The sequence below is a fragment of the Catenulispora rubra genome (assembly GCF_015356825.1).
GTDB classification, from domain to species: domain Bacteria; phylum Actinomycetota; class Actinomycetes; order Streptomycetales; family Catenulisporaceae; genus Catenulispora; species Catenulispora rubra.
The window spans coordinates 12,767-28,580 of the sequence record NZ_JAACYW010000138.1 but is presented as its reverse complement, the minus strand read 5'-3'; the positions used below and the strand labels follow the sequence as shown (position 1 = coordinate 28,580).

General features: G+C 70.6%; 14 protein-coding genes and 1 rRNA gene. 4 read left to right on the top strand and 11 right to left on the bottom strand.

What is annotated here, in order from left to right; translation table 11 throughout:
- The 11 genes from GWK61_RS31130 to argC form a co-directional block, all read right to left on the bottom strand.
- Positions 1-107, bottom strand: a 16S ribosomal RNA gene (locus GWK61_RS31130); the annotation flags it as partial.
- 698 nt (positions 108-805) lie between these two features.
- Entirely contained in the window at positions 806-2,068 is a 1,263-nt protein-coding gene (gene tyrS, locus GWK61_RS31125) for a tyrosine--tRNA ligase (protein WP_194915042.1), read from the bottom strand.
- 89 nt (positions 2,069-2,157) lie between these two features.
- Positions 2,158-2,775: a DNA-3-methyladenine glycosylase gene (locus GWK61_RS31120; protein WP_194915027.1), complete on the bottom strand. Its 618-nt coding sequence runs from the start codon at positions 2,773-2,775 to the stop codon at positions 2,158-2,160.
- A gap of 51 nt (positions 2,776-2,826) precedes the next feature.
- Complete coding sequence (locus tag GWK61_RS31115; protein WP_194915025.1) at positions 2,827-3,330, bottom strand: protein-tyrosine phosphatase family protein; 504 nt, start codon at positions 3,328-3,330, stop codon at positions 2,827-2,829.
- 76 nt (positions 3,331-3,406) lie between these two features.
- The gene (gene argH / locus GWK61_RS31110) at positions 3,407-4,825 is read right to left on the bottom strand and encodes an argininosuccinate lyase (protein WP_194915012.1); all 1,419 of its coding nucleotides are present in this window, start codon (positions 4,823-4,825) and stop codon (positions 3,407-3,409) included.
- 58 nt (positions 4,826-4,883) lie between these two features.
- Positions 4,884-5,390, bottom strand: a complete 507-nt coding sequence (locus tag GWK61_RS31105; protein WP_194915010.1) for an arginine repressor — start codon at positions 5,388-5,390, stop codon at positions 4,884-4,886.
- Complete coding sequence (gene argF, locus GWK61_RS31100; RefSeq protein ID WP_194915008.1) at positions 5,387-6,313, bottom strand: ornithine carbamoyltransferase; 927 nt, start codon at positions 6,311-6,313, stop codon at positions 5,387-5,389. The genes GWK61_RS31105 and argF overlap by 4 nt, the downstream gene beginning before the upstream one ends.
- Positions 6,314-6,315: 2 nt before the next feature.
- Positions 6,316-7,584: an acetylornithine transaminase gene (locus GWK61_RS31095; protein WP_228563218.1), complete on the bottom strand. Its 1,269-nt coding sequence runs from the start codon at positions 7,582-7,584 to the stop codon at positions 6,316-6,318.
- Positions 7,581-8,492: an acetylglutamate kinase gene (gene argB, locus GWK61_RS31090; protein WP_323747832.1), complete on the bottom strand. Its 912-nt coding sequence runs from the start codon at positions 8,490-8,492 to the stop codon at positions 7,581-7,583. The genes GWK61_RS31095 and argB overlap by 4 nt, the downstream gene beginning before the upstream one ends.
- Positions 8,489-9,658 (bottom strand): bifunctional glutamate N-acetyltransferase/amino-acid acetyltransferase ArgJ, encoded by a 1,170-nt coding sequence (gene argJ, locus GWK61_RS31085; protein WP_194914998.1) that lies wholly within the window; start codon positions 9,656-9,658, stop codon positions 8,489-8,491. The genes argB and argJ overlap by 4 nt, the downstream gene beginning before the upstream one ends.
- A gap of 77 nt (positions 9,659-9,735) precedes the next feature.
- Positions 9,736-10,764 (bottom strand): N-acetyl-gamma-glutamyl-phosphate reductase, encoded by a 1,029-nt coding sequence (argC, locus tag GWK61_RS31080; RefSeq protein ID WP_194914985.1) that lies wholly within the window; start codon positions 10,762-10,764, stop codon positions 9,736-9,738.
- Positions 10,765-11,012: 248 nt separating this feature from the next.
- Between argC and GWK61_RS31075 the strand changes: the two genes are divergently transcribed.
- The 4 genes from GWK61_RS31075 (at position 11,013) to GWK61_RS31060 (ending at position 15,803) form a co-directional block, all read left to right on the top strand.
- A complete protein-coding gene (locus GWK61_RS31075) occupies positions 11,013-13,970 on the top strand; it encodes an AfsR/SARP family transcriptional regulator (protein ID WP_194914982.1) in 2,958 nt (985 codons plus the stop codon).
- A gap of 309 nt (positions 13,971-14,279) precedes the next feature.
- On the top strand, positions 14,280-14,672 hold the full coding sequence (locus tag GWK61_RS31070; RefSeq protein ID WP_194914980.1) for an antibiotic biosynthesis monooxygenase: 393 nt from the start codon (positions 14,280-14,282) through the stop codon (positions 14,670-14,672).
- 23 nt (positions 14,673-14,695) lie between these two features.
- Positions 14,696-15,295, top strand: coding sequence for a GNAT family N-acetyltransferase (locus tag GWK61_RS31065; protein WP_194914978.1), 600 nt, complete (start codon positions 14,696-14,698; stop codon positions 15,293-15,295).
- Positions 15,296-15,308: 13 nt separating this feature from the next.
- Complete coding sequence (locus GWK61_RS31060) at positions 15,309-15,803, top strand: P-loop nucleotide/nucleoside kinase family protein (protein ID WP_194915036.1); 495 nt, start codon at positions 15,309-15,311, stop codon at positions 15,801-15,803.
- Positions 15,804-15,814 lie beyond the last annotated feature (11 nt).

Sequence of the window (15,814 nt, the reverse complement as noted above, 5' to 3'; positions counted from 1 at the left end):
CACCCGTTCGCCACTGATCCCCGCCCGAAAGCGGTTCACCGTTCGACTTGCATGTGTTAAGCACGCCGCCAGCGTTCGTCCTGAGCCAGGATCAAACTCTCCATTGATGATTATCACCAGCCGACCGACTGTGTTGGAATATAACCCAGAAGGTCGGACAGAGGTGTCAGAAGAGTCACCTGGCGGACAGTCGCATACACCCCGACGGGGGTCGGGATGGGCACTGTCAACCATGTGTTCAAGACACTCGGACCATCGCTCACGAAGAGCGCAGGACCGAGGTCGCATGGCATCACAATTCGTCACACACTGTTGAGTTCTCAAGAAACAGACGCCCGAACCACTCGTCTCAGAACTTCCGTTCCGATCGGCTGCGACCCGGCGTTGTCAGGTCTTGCTGTTTTCCTTTTGTCTTTCTTGCCTTGCTTCGCTTTAGATCTTAGCAGATCCTCCGCGTTACTCGCAATTTCAGCTTTTCGCTTTGTTGCGATTGCCTTGGGCGGGATTTAATGTCCTGTTCCTCGGCGGTTCCCAGACTGTATCGGACTCCGTGGCCACCGACCAAATCGGCGCCGTCAGGGTCCTGATGCATCCGAAGACGCCAACACGGCACCTGCGTCGCTTCGCTGCTTCCGGGAACCCGGGAACAGAGCGTCGCACTTGCCGTGGAGGTAAATCGCTTCGAATGGTTACCCGGAGTGATCCCGCGATTGCGTTGATCCTGCCTGGTGGGCAACGTCTACAAACTGTACGCTGGGCGGCCGTCCACGTCAACTTGAGCGCGGACGGCCGCCCCAACGGCAGGTCAGACCCCGACCTCGACCGAGCCGAGGGTGCGCTTGCCGCGCCGCAGCACGAGCCAGCGGCCGTACAGCAGGTCCGCCTCGGCCGGCACTTCGTCCTCGGCCTCGATCTTGCGGTTGTTCACGTACGCGCCGCCCTCGTTGATCGTCCGGCGGCCGGCGCCGCGGCTGGCGACCAGGCCGGTGTCGGCCAGCAGCTGCGCGACCGGGACCAGCTCGGTGACCTTCGTGCCCGGCAGCTCGGCCAGCGCCGCGCGCAAGGTGGGCTCGTCGAGCTCGGCCAGGTCGCCCTGACCGAACAGCGCCTTGGAGGCCGCAATCACCTGAGCGGTGGCCTCGGCTCCGTGCACCAGTGTCGTGATCTCCTCGGCGAGCGCCTTCTGTGCGGCGCGCATCTGCGGCTTCTCCGTCGTCAGCCGCTCCAGTTCCTCGATCTCCTCGCGGGACCGGAAGCTGAACACCTTCAGGTAGCTGACCACCATTGCGTCTTCGGAGTTCAGGAAGAACTGGTAGAAGGCGTACGGCGTCATCAGCTCTGCAGAGAGCCACACTGTGCCGGACTCCGTCTTGCCGAACTTCGTGCCGTCCGCCTTAAGGAGCAGCGGAGTGGCGAGCGCATGCACCGCGGCGCCTTCAGCCTTGTGGATCAGGTCGACGCCCGCGGTGATGTTGCCCCACTGGTCGCTGCCACCGGTCTGCAGAACGCATCCGTACTGCCGGTACAGCTCCAGGAAGTCCAGGCCCTGAAGGATCTGGTAGCTGAACTCCGTGTAGCTGATGCCGGCCTCGGAGTTCAGGCGTGCGCTCACCGCATCCTTGGACAGCATCTTCCCGACGCGGAAGTGCTTACCGATGTCCCGCAGGAAGTCGATCGCGGACATCGGCGCGGTCCAGTCGAGGTTGTTCACCACGCGCGCGGCGTTGGGGCCCTCGAAGGAGACGAAGCGGGAGACCTGTTCGCGAATCTTCTCGACCCACTCCGCGACCGTCTCCTTGCTGTTGAGCGTGCGCTCGGAGGTCGGCTTGGGGTCGCCGATCAGTCCGGTCGAGCCGCCGACCAGGATCAGCGGCTTGTGCCCGGCCTCCTGGATGCGCCGGGCGGCGATCATCTGGACCAGGTTGCCGAAGTGCAGGGAGGGCGCTGTGGGGTCGAAGCCCACATAGAAGGTGACCGGCCCGTCGGCGAACGCTTTGCGCAGCGCGTCCTCGTCCGTGGACAGGGCCAGCAGCCCGTGCCACTTCAGGTCATCGACGATGTCGGTCACGGTATCCCTCGCGGTCATCGCTAGTGGGTTGATGGTGTGGTAGTCCAGCCTGCCGTATGGGACACCGGTCGTGCGAACGGGTTCAGGTCTCAGGACGACGTGGCGGACCGCGCTTTGGGCTTCTGCTCCTTATAGGGGCTGACCGTCTTGTCGCCCTCGATCCAGAACCGCCAGGGGATCTCCTTGGCGGTCGACACTCCGACGCGGGGACCGGTCACGACGGTGAAGTCGGCGGATTCCCGCGCAAGGACCGTCAAGGGACCGCCGTCACACAAATCGCGACCGTTGTCTTCGCGGCCCAGGCCCAACGCCTTGGTGAGCCGCGCCGGACCCCGTGCCAAGTCGCGGTCCGAAGACCCGACCCGCACAGTACGTGCCAGATCGGCTCCCTCGACGATCTCCCCGGCACGGATGAGAACCGCCGAACACTCCCCATCGGGACTACAGACGAAGTTGATGCAGTAATGCATGCCGTATGTGAAGTAGACGTACAGGAACCCCGGAGGCCCGAACATCACTTCGGTCCGCGGAGTCTTCCCTCTATAGCCGTGGGAAGCGGGATCCAACGGGCCGGCGTACGCCTCGACCTCGGTAATACGCAAGACACGGCGGCCCTCCGTACTGTCCCGAACCAGAAGGCACCCCAGAAGGTCCGGTGCGACGTCCTCAGAAGGGCGTGAGAAGAAGGACCGCGGCACGACAGGCATACGCCGAGTCAATCACGCCGCGCCCACGCCCCTTAGCGGAAACCGGACCTGTCAGCCGCTCCAGAGCCCCGACAGTTCGGCCGCGAGTCCGAGCCCGGTCTCCAGGTACGCCACAAAGGACTCGTTGTTCAGCGCGGCCGGCGAACGGTACTTGCGGATCATCGCTATAGCGTCCGCCGCCGTATAGCCGCTCTGTATGAGTACCTCTGCGACCACCAGCCCGGAGCGGTTCATGCCGGCCCAACACCGCACCAGCACGTGCCGCCCCGAGGCGTAGTCCGAGGCCGCCGACGCCGCGAACTCCTCGACGTCGCGGATCTGCTGAGCGGTCAGCACGTCGTCGGGCAGGCGCAGCACATGGTGCTCCACTCCGGGGGCAGGTCCGTAGCCCACCTTCTGCGTCAGGCTGTAGACCACATCGAACTGGTCGGTGACGATGGCTTTCGTCGACATCCCGTCGACCGCCGTGTAGACGTGGCCGCCCATCCACAACCCCGGCGCCACCTCCGACCATGGCTCACGGGGTGAGTCCTCGTAGTCGCTGTCGTCGAGCATGCCTAACAGAATGCCGAATGCGTCGCCAACTGGCTACTGTCGGCGACGCAATCGTTGCGAACCAATCAGCAACCGATCAGCGCGCGGCCCACTCCCGCTGCCCGGCGACGTCCGCGACCAGCTCCTCCAGCTGCTCGGCGACCCGCTTCGGCGCCGTCCCGCCGCGGCCGTCGCGGGAGGCCAGCGACCCCTCGACGCTCAGCACCGTCTTCACGTCCGGCGTCAGCAGCGGGGAGATCTCAGCAAGCTGCGCGTCGGTCAGCTCCTCCAGCGTGAGGCCGCGCTCCTCGCAGTACCGCACCGAGCCGCCGGCGACCTCGTGCGCGACCCGGAACGGCACGCCCTGCCGCACCAGCCACTCCGCGACGTCGGTCGCCAGCGAGAAGCCCTGCGGCGCCAGCGCGGCCATCCGGTCGCCGTGCACGACCATCGTCGCGATCATCCCGGTGAACGCCGGCAGCAGCACCTCCAGCGTGTCGACCGAGTCGAACACCGGCTCCTTGTCCTCCTGCAGGTCCCGGTTGTACGCCAGCGGCAGGGCCTTGAGCGTGGCCAGCAGGCCGGTCAGGTTCCCGATCAGCCGGCCGGACTTGCCCCGCGCCAGCTCGGCGATGTCCGGGTTCTTCTTCTGCGGCATGATCGAGGAGCCGGTGGCGAAGGCGTCGTCCAGGGTCACGAAGGAGAACTCCTTCGTGGTCCACAGGATGATCTCCTCGGCGATCCGGGAGACGTCGATCCCGATCATCGCGGTGACGAACGCGAACTCGGCGAACACGTCCCGCGAGGCGGTGCCGTCGATGGAGTTCGCGGCGCTGGCCGAGAAGCCCAGGTCCGCCGCGACGGCCTCGGGGTCCAGCCCGAGCGTCGAGCCGGCCAGCGCGCCGGAGCCGTACGGCGAGACGTCGGCCCGCTTGTCCCAGTCCCGCAGCCGCTCGGCGTCCCTGGAGAGCGCCTGCGCGTGCGCCAGCACGTGGTGCGCGAACAGCACCGGCTGTGCGTGCTGCAGGTGCGTACGGCCGGGCATGGCCACGTCCCGGTGCGCCGAAGCCTGAGAGATGAGCGCCTGCTCCAGATCGGCGAGCAACGCAGCGATCTGCCGCGCGTGGTCGCGCAGGAACATCCGGCCCAGCGTGGCGATCTGGTCGTTGCGCGAACGGCCGGCCCGCAGCCGCCCGCCGAGCTCGGCCCCGAGCTTCTCGATCAGGCCGCGCTCCAGCGCGGTGTGGCAGTCCTCGTCGGCGACCGTGGCCACGAACGCCCCGGAGACCACGTCGGCCTCCAGCGCGTCCAGCCCGGCCAGCATCGCGGCCAGGTCCTCGTCGCCGAGCAGGCCGGCGCGGTTCAGGACGCGCGCGTGGGCCCGCGAGCCGGCCATGTCGTACTGCGCCAGCCGCCAGTCGAAGTGCACCGACGCCGACAGGGCGGCCAGCGCCTCCGACGGTCCGCCGGAGAAGCGGGAGCCCCAAAGCTGCGACTTGGGTGCCGGGTTGCTCATGTTCGTCGCCGTTCCCTTATGTGAATTCGAAATCGAAGAAAGCCAGTACCGAAGAAAGTCAGTTCTCGGCCGCGGCCAGCAGCTTCGCGGCCAGCGCCGGGCCGCCGTCCGGCTCGCGGCTGATCAGCAGCACCGTGTCGTCGCCGGCGATGCTGCCGAGGAGCTCCTGGATCGACGCCTTGTCGAAGGCGCTGGCCAGGAACTGCGCGGCCCCCGGCGGCGTGCGCACGACCACCAGGTTCGCCGACGCCTCCGCGCTGACCAGCAGCTCCCCCAGCAGCCGGTGCAGCCGGTGCTCGAACACCGGCTCCGACTGCGCGGCCACCGGCGTGCGGTCGCCGCCCTCGGCCGGGATCGCGTAGACCAGGTTCCCGGCGCCGTCGCGCACCCGGACCGCGCCGAGCTCGTCCAGGTCCCGGGACAGCGTGGCCTGGGTGACGGACAGCCCGTCCTCGCCCAGCAGCCGGCCCAGCTCCGCCTGGGAGCGGACGGAGTGCCGCTCCAACAGCAGCGCGATCCGCTGGTGGCGCGCGGTGCGGGTCTGCGGGACGGTGGCTTCGCTCATGAGGAGGACTCCAACAGGAAAGCGAGTAGGGCCTTCTGCACGTGGAGCCTGTTCTCCGCCTCGTCCCACACCACGCTCTGCGGGCCGTCGATCACCGAGGCGGCTATCTCATAGCCCCGATACGCCGGGAGGCAGTGAAGGACTATCGCGTCCGGGGCGCCGAGCGCCAGCGCGGCCTCGTCCAGGGCGTAGGGCTTGAAGATCTCGACGCGCGCCGCCTTCTCGTCCTCCTGGCCCATGGACACCCAGGTGTCGGTGACCAGGACGTCGGCTCCGGTGCAGGCCTCGGCGACGCCGGTGGTCACCGCGACCGAGCCGCCGGTGGACTCCGCGACGCGCTCGGCGTCGGCGACGATGTCGGGCCGGGGCAGGTACCCGTCCGGTCCGCAGACCCGCACGTGCATGCCGGCGGTGGCGCCGCCGAGCAGGTAGGAGTTCGCCATGTTGTTGGCGGCGTCGCCGAGGTAGGCCATGGTGAGCCCGGCCAGCCGGCCCTTGTGCTCGCGCACCGTCTGCAGGTCGGCGAGGATCTGGCAGGGGTGGAAGTCGTCGGTCAGGGCGTTGACGACCGGCACCGAGGACGCCGCGGCCAGCTCCTCGATCCGGGACTGGCTGAAGGTCCGCCACACGATCGCCGCGACCTGCCGCTCCAGCACCCGCGCGGTGTCGCCGATCTCCTCGCCGCGGCCGAGCTGGCTGCTGCCGGAGTCGATGACCAGCGGGTAGCCGCCGAGCTGGGCGACGCCGACGCTGAAGGAGACGCGGGTGCGGGTGGAGGGCTTGTCGAAGATGACGGCGACCGCCCGCGGCCCGGACAGGACCTGGTGGTCCAGCGGGGCCTTCTTGAACGCGATGGCCAGGTCCAGGACCCGCTTCTGTTCGGCGGGGCTCAGGTCGTCGTCGCGGAGGAAGTGGCGGACCATGCTCAGGCGTCCTTCGGGGTGGCGGCGGCGAGCGCCGTGTCGAGGAGGGCGGGAAGCGCGGCCAGGAACTCGTCGGCCTGCGGGGTGGTGAGGATGAGCGGCGGGGCGAGCCGGATGGCGTCGGGGGCCGGGGCGTTGATGATGAAGCCGGCGTCCAGCGCGGCCTTGGCGACGTCGGCGGCGTACGGGCCGTTCAGCATGATCGCCAGCAGCAGCCCTTCGCCGCGCACCCCGGCCACCGCCGGGTGGTTCAGGGCGTTGACGCCGGCGGTGAGGTGCTCGCCGACGGTGCGGACGTTGGCCAGCAGGTCGTCGCGCTCGATGGCGTGCAGCACGGCCAGCCCGGCGGCGCAGGCGACCGGGTTGCCGGCGTACGTGGAGCCGTGCTGCCCCGGTCCCAGCAGCGTCGCGGCTCGGCCGAGGCCGACGCAAGCGCCGATCGGCATGCCGCCGCCGAGGCCCTTGGCGAGCGTGACCAGGTCCGGCACCACGCCGGTGCCGCTGTGCCCGAACCACTTGCCGGTGCGGCCGATGCCGGTCTGGACCTCGTCGAGGATGAGCAGGGCGCCGTGCCTGGCGGTGATCTCGCGGGCCGCCTCCAGGTAGCCGGGGGCCGCGGTGATGACGCCCTTCTCGCCCTGGATCGGCTCGACGATGAACGCCGCCGTCTGGTCGTCGATCGCGGCTTCGAGGGCTGCGACGTCGCCGTAGGGCACGAAGCTCACGTCGCCGGGCAGCGGCTCGAAGGGCTCACGGATCGCGGCCTTGCCGGTCAGCGCCAGCGCTCCCATCGTCCGGCCGTGGAACGAGCCCTCGGTGGAGACCATCTTGGTGCGGCCGGTGCGGCGCGCGGCCTTGAACGCGGCCTCGTTCGCCTCGGCGCCGGAGTTGCAGAAGAACACCCGGGCGTCGGTGTCGTTGGCCTGCCCCAGCAGCTCCACCAGCCGTTCGGCCAGCACGATCTGCGGGGCCGAGGCGAAGAAGTTGGAGATGTGGCCGAGCGTGGTCAGCTGCGTGGTGACGGCCTGCACGATCAGCGGGTGCGCGTGCCCGAGGGCGTTGACCGCGATGCCGGCCAGCAGGTCCAGGTAGCGGCGGCCGTCGGCGTCCCAGACGTAGACGCCCTCGCCGCGCACCAGCACCTTCTGCGGCGTGCCGAAGGTGTTCATCAGGGCTCCGCTGTACCGCTCGGTCCAGGCTTCGCCGTATCCGGGTTCGACGACCGGCAATGCGTCCTCGCCGACCGGTTCCCGGTTCACCACCGCGTTCATGCCGGCACCACCATCGTTCCGATCCCCTCGTCGGTGAAGACCTCCAGCAGCAGCGCGTGCGGCACCCGTCCGTCTAAAACGTGCGCCCGCGGCACTCCGCCGCGCACGGCCCGCAGACAGGCCTCCATCTTCGGCACCATCCCGGAGGACAGCGTCGGCAGCAGCTCAGCCAGCTCGTCGGCGGACAGCAGGCTGATCACCTCGTCGGACGCAGGCCAGTCCGCGAACAGGCCCTCGACGTCGGTGAGGACCACCAGTTTCTCCGCTCCCAGGCCGACGGCCAGGGCCGCGGCGGCGGTGTCGGCGTTGACGTTGTAGACCCCGTCGCCGTCGGCGGCGCGGGCGATGGAGGACACGACCGGGATGCGGCCGTCGTCCAGCAGGGCGTTGATGGCGCCGGGGTTGACCGCCTCGATGTCGCCGACCCGGCCGATGTCCACGTTCTCGCCGTCGACCACGGCGTGCCGCTTGACCGCCTTCAGCGTGTCGGCGTCCTCCCCGGACAGCCCGACGGCGAACGGCCCCAGGGTGTTGATCAGGCCCACGATGTCGCGCTGCACCTGGCCGGTGAGCACCATGCGGACCACGTCCATGGTCTCGTCGGTGGTGACCCGCAGGCCGCCGGCGAAGCTGTGTTCGATGCCGAGCTTGTCCAGCTGGGCGTTGATCTGCGGGCCGCCGCCGTGCACGACGACCGGCCGCAGGCCGGCGTAGCGCAGGAACACGATGTCCTTGGCGAAGGCGGCCTGCAGCTCTTCGTCGACCATGGCGTTGCCGCCGAACTTCACCACGACGGTCTTGCCGTGCAGGGCCGACAGCCACGGCAGGGCCTCGGTGAGGATGCCGGCCTTGGCCAGGGCCTCGTGCCGGCGCGCGCCGCCGGCGGCGATCGACTGGACGGTGCTCACGAGGAGTACGCCGAGTTCTCGTGGACGTAGCCGGGGGTCAGGTCGTTGGTCCAGACGGTCGCGCCGGAGGTGCCGGCGGCCAGGTCGACGGTGACCGTGACCTCGCGGCCGGTGAGGTCGACCAGGTCGCGGTCCTCGCCGACGCCGCCGTCGCGGCAGACCCAGACACCGTTGATGGCCACGGACAACTGGTCCGGCTCGAACGCCGCGTCGGTGGTGCCGACCGCGGAGAGCACGCGGCCCCAGTTCGGGTCGTTGCCGTACATCGCGCACTTGAACAGGTTGCTGCGGGTGACGGCCTTGGCGACTTGGACCGCCTCGTCCTCGGTGGCGGCCCGGACGACCTCGACGGCGATGTCCTTGGTGGCGCCCTCGGCGTCGCCGACGAGCTGGCGCGCGAGGTTCGCGCACACGGAGGTGACCGCGGCCTGGAACTCGGCGGGGTCCGGGACGGTCTCGGAGGCGCCGGAGGCGAGCAGCAGGACCGTGTCGTTGGTGGACATGCAGCCGTCGGAGTCGACGCGGTCGAAGGTGACCTTCGTGGCGGCGCGCAGGACCGTGTCGAGCACGGCGGCGTCGGCCACGGCGTCGGTGGTGATGACGACGAGCATGGTGGCCAGCCCCGGCGCCAGCATCCCGGCGCCCTTGGCCATGCCGCCGACGATGTAGCCGGTGCCGTGCGCCTCGGCGGTCTTGGCGACGGTGTCGGTGGTCATGATCGCGGTCGCGGCGGCCGGTCCGCCGTCGGCGGCGAGCGCGTCGGCGGCGGTCTTGAGCCCGGACAGCAGCGCGTCCATCGGCAGCCGGACGCCGATCAGGCCGGTGGAGCACACGGCGATCTCGGCGGCCGAGGCGCCGAGCAGCGCGGCGCTCTCCTCGGCGGTCTTGTGCGTGTCCTGGAAGCCGGCCGGGCCGGTGCAGGCGTTCGCGCCGCCGGAGTTCAGGACCACGGCCTTGACGGTGCCGCCCTTGAGGACCTGCTCGGACCACACGACCGGGGCGGCCTTCACGCGGTTGGAGGTGAAGACGCCGGCGGCGGCGGTCGCCGGGCCGTCGTTGACGACCAGGGCCAGGTCCGCCCGCTTTTCATTGGACACAGCCCCGGAGTCTTTGATCCCGGCGGCGATGCCCGCGGCCCGGAAGCCCTTCGCGGAGGTGACGCTCACTGTTCAGCTCCCCTGTTTCTCTGTAGTTGTGGGTTTCTTTGTAGTTGTCGTGGTCGGCGCAGTTGTGATGGTCGGGTTCACGGCGCGATCCCGACGGTGCTCAGACCGGCGGCCTCCGGCAGGCCCAGCGCGAGGTTCGCGCACTGCAGGGCGCCGCCGGCGGTGCCCTTGGTGAGGTTGTCGATCGCGCCGATGACGACGGCGCGCCCGGCGGCCTCGTCGAACGCGACCTGGAGCTGCACGGCGTTCGATCCGAGGACGGCGGCCGTGGTCGGCAGCCGTCCCTCGGGCAGCACGGTCACGAACGGCTCGTCGTCGTAGGCCTTCAGGTAGGCCTCCCGCAGCTGGTCGGCGCCGACGCCCGGCTTCACCTTCGCGGTGCAGGTGGCGAGGATGCCGCGGGGCATCGGGACCAGCACCGGCGTGAAGGACACCGTCACCGGCTCCCCGGCGAGCACGCCGAGGTTCTGCGCGATCTCCGGCGTGTGCCGGTGCACGCCGGCGATGTTGTACGCGGCGGTGTTCCCCATGATCTCCGAGCCGAGCAGGTTCGGCTTCAGGGACTTGCCGGCGCCGGAGGTCCCGGTGGCCGCGACCACGACCACGTCCGGCTCGACCAGCCCGGCGGCCACGGCTGGCGCCAGGGCCAGCGAGGAGACGGTCGGGAAGCAGCCGGGCACGGCGACGCGCTTGGCGCCGGTGAGCGCGGCGCGCGCCCCGGGCAGCTCGGGCAGGCCGTAGGGCCAGGTCCCGGCGTGCGCGGAGCCGTAGAACCGCTCCCAGGCGTCGGCGTCGGCGAGCCGGTAGTCGGCGCCGCAGTCGACGATCACGGTGTCCGGTCCCAGCGCCTCGGCGATGGCGGCGGACTGTCCGTGCGGCAGCGCGAGGAAGACGACGTCGTGCCCGGCCAGGGCCTCGGCGGTGGTGTCGGCGACGACGCGGTCGGCCAGCGGCGCCAGGTGCGGCTGGTGCTCGCCGAGCCGGGAGCCGGCGCTCGCGCCGGCGGTGAGTGCGCCGATCTGGAAGTCGGGGTGCCCGAGGAGGAGCCGGAGCAGCTCGCCCCCCGCGTAGCCGGTCGCCCCGGCCACCGCTGCCGTGTAGGTCATGTGCATGAGAATACGGAATACGGAAACTGTATGCAAAGCGCGTCTCGTCAACCGGACATCCGCGGGTTCCGTCGGCATGCGTCGATGATTGCCGCGGAGGACGTCGCACGACCAGCTTTCGCGAGCCGGGTGCGGCACGCTGCGGGAGTCCGCCGATCGGGGGACCCGGCACATCATGGATGGCTCGCATTTACAGGAATTTCTTGGGAATTGCTCGGGCGATGTCCGGTCCAATACTGTCCGGTTCCATGTCAGGCACACGGTTCGGCGTCCTCGGTCCCCTGCTGGTCGAAGACTCGTCCGGACCGCGGCCGATCGCGGCGGCCCGGCAGCGTGCCGTGCTGGCCGCGCTACTGCTCACCGCGCCGCGGGCCGTGGCCGCCGCCGATCTGGCCGAGCAGGTCTGGAACCTGGAGCCGCCGGCCGGCGCCGCCGGGACCCTGCACAGCTACCTCAGCCGGCTGCGCGGCGCGCTGGGGCCACTCGGGGACCGGGTGCGGACGCACAGCTCCGGGTACACCGTCGAGCTACGCGCCGGGGAGCTGGACATCGACGTGTTCCGCGGCCTGCGGGACCGTGCTCGGGCGGCGACGGCGCGCGGCGACCTGGAGGGCGCGACGGCCGCATATACCGAGGCGCTGGCGTTGTGGCGGGGCGCGCCGTTGGCGGACGTGCCCGGCGGGCCGTGGCGCGACGACGCGGTGCGGTACTGGGACGAGCAGGAGTTGCTGACGCGCGAGGAGCTGTTCGAGGTCGAGCTCCGACTCGGGCGCACGAGCGCGGTTATCCCGCAACTACGGGTTCTAGTGGGAGAGAACCCGTTCCGGGAGCGTCCTGCCGCGCTGTTGTTGGGGGCGCTGGCTGCCGACGGCAGGCGTGCGGAGGCGCTGGCCGAGTACCAGCGCGTGCGGCGGGTGCTGGTCGAGGAGGCCGGGATCGAGCCCGGCGAGCAGCTGAAGGCCGCGTTCCTGGAGATCCTGCGCGAGGGCGACGACCGTCCGGACGCCCCGCGGCTGCTGCCCGCCGACATTCCCGACTTCACCGGCCGCGCCGACCAGCTGGCCGCCGTCGCCGAGGTGCTGACCGGGCCCGAGCCCGGGGATCCGGCGCCGGTCGTGGTGGTGACCGGGCCGGGCGGGATCGGCAAGACGTCGTTCGCGGTACGGCTGGGGCAGCAGCTGCGGCCGGAGTTCCCGGACGGGCAGGTGTTCGTGCGGCTCGGCGGACTGCGCGCGCCCCGGCGACCGACCGAGCTGGTGTCGGAGGTACTGCGGGCGCTGGGGGTCACGGAGTTCCCCGGGGACGCGGACAAGCGCACGGCGCTGCTGCGGAGCACGCTGGCCGACCGCAGGGTCCTGCTGGTCCTGGACGACGCGACCGACTCGGCGCAGATCCGGCGCCTGCTGCCGGCGAGCGCGCCGGCAGCGGTGATCGTCACGAGCCGCCGACGGCTGCCGGGGCTGGCCGGGCAGGTCCCGGTGGAGCTGGGACGGCTGCCGACGGACCAGGCGGTGGCGATGCTGGGGCGGATCATCGGCGCCGACCGGGCCGAGGCGGAGCCGTCGGCGCTGCGACTGCTGGCCGAGGCATGCGGCGGGCTGCCGATCGCGCTGCGCATCTGCGGCGCGCGGCTGGCGCAGCGGCGGGGGCGGAGTGTCGCTTCGTTGGTGGCGCGGTTGGAGGCGGTCGGGCAGCGGTTGGCGGGGATCGATGCGCTGGATGATGGGACTGGGACAAGCACTAGCTCCATCACTAGCACCGGCTCTAGCTCTAGCACTAGCACCGGCTCTAGCACTGGCACTAGCTCCAGCACTAGCTCTGGCACTGGCACTGGCACTAACCCCGGCACCGAGCTGCCTGCGGCAGAAGCGCAGCGCACCGCAGCAGCCGCCACGGCCGAGCGCACCGCCCTTCGCGGCCCCCTCGAAGAGAGCTACCTCGCGCTGAGCTACGGCGCCGCGGGCCGCGATGTCGACCTGGCGCGCGCCTTCCGCCTGTTGAGCCTGATCGGCGGCGAGCGCTTCAGTCTGCCGGCGGCTGCGGCGGTGCTGGGCGTCGACGAGTTCGACGCCGATTCGGCGGTGGAGCACCTGGTGCAGGTCTCGCTGCTGGAGCCGTCGGCGCCGGAGCGGTTCGCGTTCCATCCGCTGATCCAGGAGCTGGCGCGTGGGCATGCGGCGGCGTCCGACCCCGGCGAGGCCCGGTCCGAGGCCGTGGGGCGCTGGACGTCGTGGTGCCTGGCCGGAGCGGCGGCTGCGGACCGGCTGTTCGACCCGAACCGGCCGCGGCTGGCGTGGGAGGCGTGGATCCCGGAGGCCGATCCGGCGCCGTTCGCGGGGCTGCCGGAGGCCGGCGACTGGTTCGACCGCGAGTCGGCCGGGCTGCTCGAAGCCGCCGCCGTGGCCGTCGCGCAGGGCGATCACGCGACGGCCGCCGCGTTGCCGCTGGTGTTGCTGCAGGGCTTCCGGATCCGGGGCCGCGTGGAAGAACTCGAAGAACCGCTCCGGGCCGGCGTCGAGGCGGCGATCAAGCTCGGCGAGCCGGAGGTAGCCGGCGTGCAGCTGAACAGCCTGGCCATCGTCTACGGCGCGCTCGGGCGGTTCGACGAGGCGATCGCGACGTTCGGTGAGGCGGTTCCGCACTACGAGTCGGCCGGGCTCGTCGAGCGCGTGGCCCAGGCGCGGATCAACGCTGCCATCACGGTCGCGCAGAGCGGTCGTCCCGGGGAGGCCGCCGAGCGGTTGAAGGACGCGCTGGCCGAGTTGGACGCGCTGCCGGCGACGCCGTTCCTGTCCAGCCTGCAGGTGTCGGTGATGCTCGCGCTGACCGAGGCATTGCGGGACTCCGGTAACCCCGAGGAGGCGCTGGATTTGTACCCGCGGCTGCTCGCGGCGGCCGAGGCGGTCGGCGACACGCCGCGGCTGGCCATCGCCTGGGGCAACCTGGGCAAACTGCACGCGAAGAACGGCCGGGCCGAGGAAGGCATCCCCTGCATCGACAAGGCGCTGGAGCTCCATCGCTCGATCGGCAACCGCGACGGCGAGGGGTACGCGCTGTGGGCGCTCGGCGAGGCGTGCGCTTTGCTGGGGCAGCGTGATCGGGCTCGGGGTGCGTGGTCCGAGGCTCGCGAGATCTTTCTGGCGTTGGGGCGTCAGGGTTATGTGGCAGACCTCGCGGAGTTGATCGCCAGGGCGGACGTGGCCTGAGGCGGAGGTGGCCTGAGTTCGACGTAGCCCGGGGCCGCCGCGCGACACTCCAGTTCGGCCGGCCCCCTCCGACCGGCCGACCAGGTGTGTGGCGCACAAGCGCGGTCTGCCCACCGCCCCACGACGGGCAGACCGCGTGCTCGGGCCCCCCGGGTCCGTCCGGCCCCCGATGCGGATCCGGCGGAACCCCTCCCCTGCCAGGTCCCTTGTGGTGTTCCCTGGTTGACACCAATTCTGGGCGGACGTGCTTGCGTTTGGCTTGCGCGGCGAGTGCGGGGCGCAAGACCATGGAGGAGAGGGGATGCCATCATGATCATCAGAGTGTGGCGCGGCTGGACCACGCCGGAGAACGCCGACGCGTACGAGGCGCTGCTGCGCGAGGAGATCACCGGTGAGTCGGTGAACGGGGAGCAGACGCCGGGGATGCTCGGGATCGACGTGCTGCGGCACGATCCGGACGCGACCGACGGCGGCGCTGTCGGTTCCGGTGCGGCCGGCGGCGACCCGGCCGCCGAGGTCGAGTTCAGTACGATCATGTACTTCTTCGACTGGGACGCGGTCCGCGCCTTCGCCGGCGACGACGCCTTCGCCGCGGTCGTCCCCGACGCCGACCGCGCCCTGTTGACCCGTTGGGACGAACGGTCGCGGCACTACGACCTGCTGTCACGAAACGGACAGTGGAAAACCCTTGCGGACGGCTGATCACGGCGCAAAGATCACGACGTATGACCGGACCCGCTGAACCCGCTGAACCCGCTGAACCCGCTGAACCCCCGAGGGCCCTGGCCCCCGGTGTCGTCCCGCCGCAGACCGTCGACCTCGACGGCTTCCACCTGCGGCGCCCCACCCTGGACGACACCGACGCGCTGCACGAGGCCGTCAAGGCCAGCTTCACCGAACTGCACCCGTGGATGCCGTGGTGCACGGAGCCGGTGGAGAGCGCGCAACAGCGGGAGTTCATCGAGCGCTCGGACACGAACTGGGCGGCGGGCACGACCTTCAACTGGCTGATCATGGACGCCGGCGGCGACCTGATCGGCACCATCGGCCTGATGGACCGGATCGGCCCCGGCGGCCTGGAGATCGGCTACTGGCTGCGCTCCGACGCCACCGGCCGCGGCGTGATGACGCGCGCGACCGCCCGCGTCACGGACATAGCGCTCGCGCTGCCGGGCATCGAGCGCGTCGAGATCCACTGCGACGCGGCGAACGTGCGCAGCGCCGCGGTACCCCGGCGGCTCGGGTACCGGCTGGACCGGGAGACGCAGGTGGAGGCGACGGCGCCCGGGGAGTCGGGGCTGAGTCAGTACTGGATCACGCCCTGAACGGAATCACGCTCTGACCCGCCCGGTCGCATACCTGCTGGCCGGGCTGACCGGATCCGGCAAGACGACGTACGCGCGGCGGCTGGAGGCCGAGCACGGCGTGCTGCGGCTGTCGGTCGACGAGGAGATCTTCGCGCGCCACGGCCGGCACGGCGTCGACTACCCGGAGGACGAGTACCCCGCGCGTGCGGCGCCGGTGGTCGAGGAGGTCCAGCGGCGCCTGGCCGAGGCGATCCGGGCCGGGCGCTCGGTGGTGTTGGACTACGGGCTGTGGCTTCGCAAGGAGCGGGAGGCGTACAAGCAGCTGGTCGAGGCCGCCGGCGGAAGCTGGCGGCTGATCTACCTGAAGGTGGACCGGGCCGAGCTCCTGCGGCGGCTCGCCGAGCGCAACCTACGGCAGGATGCGAACGCGCTGACTGTGACCCCTGAGATGCTCGACCAGTTCGTCGCGCGATTCGAGGAGCCGTGCGAGGAGTGCGAGGAGGTTCCGAAAGCGCCAGCGACATAGCGCTTAGCGCA

What these genes read in the sequence shown, in the direction of transcription:
- GWK61_RS31120 (WP_194915027.1), bottom strand. Translation starts at nt 2,775, where the DNA reads ATGCCTGTCGTGCCGCGGTCCTTCTTCTCACGCCCTTCTGAGGACGTC.
- GWK61_RS31115 (WP_194915025.1), bottom strand. Translation starts at nt 3,330, where the DNA reads ATGCTCGACGACAGCGACTACGAGGACTCACCCCGTGAGCCATGGTCG.
- argH (WP_194915012.1), bottom strand. Translation starts at nt 4,825, where the DNA reads ATGAGCAACCCGGCACCCAAGTCGCAGCTTTGGGGCTCCCGCTTCTCC.
- GWK61_RS31105 (WP_194915010.1), bottom strand. Translation starts at nt 5,390, where the DNA reads ATGAGCGAAGCCACCGTCCCGCAGACCCGCACCGCGCGCCACCAGCGG.
- argF (WP_194915008.1), bottom strand. Translation starts at nt 6,313, where the DNA reads ATGGTCCGCCACTTCCTCCGCGACGACGACCTGAGCCCCGCCGAACAG.
- GWK61_RS31095 (WP_228563218.1), bottom strand. Translation starts at nt 7,584, where the DNA reads ATGAACGCGGTGGTGAACCGGGAACCGGTCGGCGAGGACGCATTGCCG.
- argC (WP_194914985.1), bottom strand. Translation starts at nt 10,764, where the DNA reads ATGACCTACACGGCAGCGGTGGCCGGGGCGACCGGCTACGCGGGGGGC.
- GWK61_RS31075 (WP_194914982.1), top strand. Translation starts at nt 11,013, where the DNA reads ATGTCAGGCACACGGTTCGGCGTCCTCGGTCCCCTGCTGGTCGAAGAC.
- GWK61_RS31070 (WP_194914980.1), top strand. Translation starts at nt 14,280, where the DNA reads ATGATCATCAGAGTGTGGCGCGGCTGGACCACGCCGGAGAACGCCGAC.
- GWK61_RS31065 (WP_194914978.1), top strand. Translation starts at nt 14,696, where the DNA reads ATGACCGGACCCGCTGAACCCGCTGAACCCGCTGAACCCGCTGAACCC.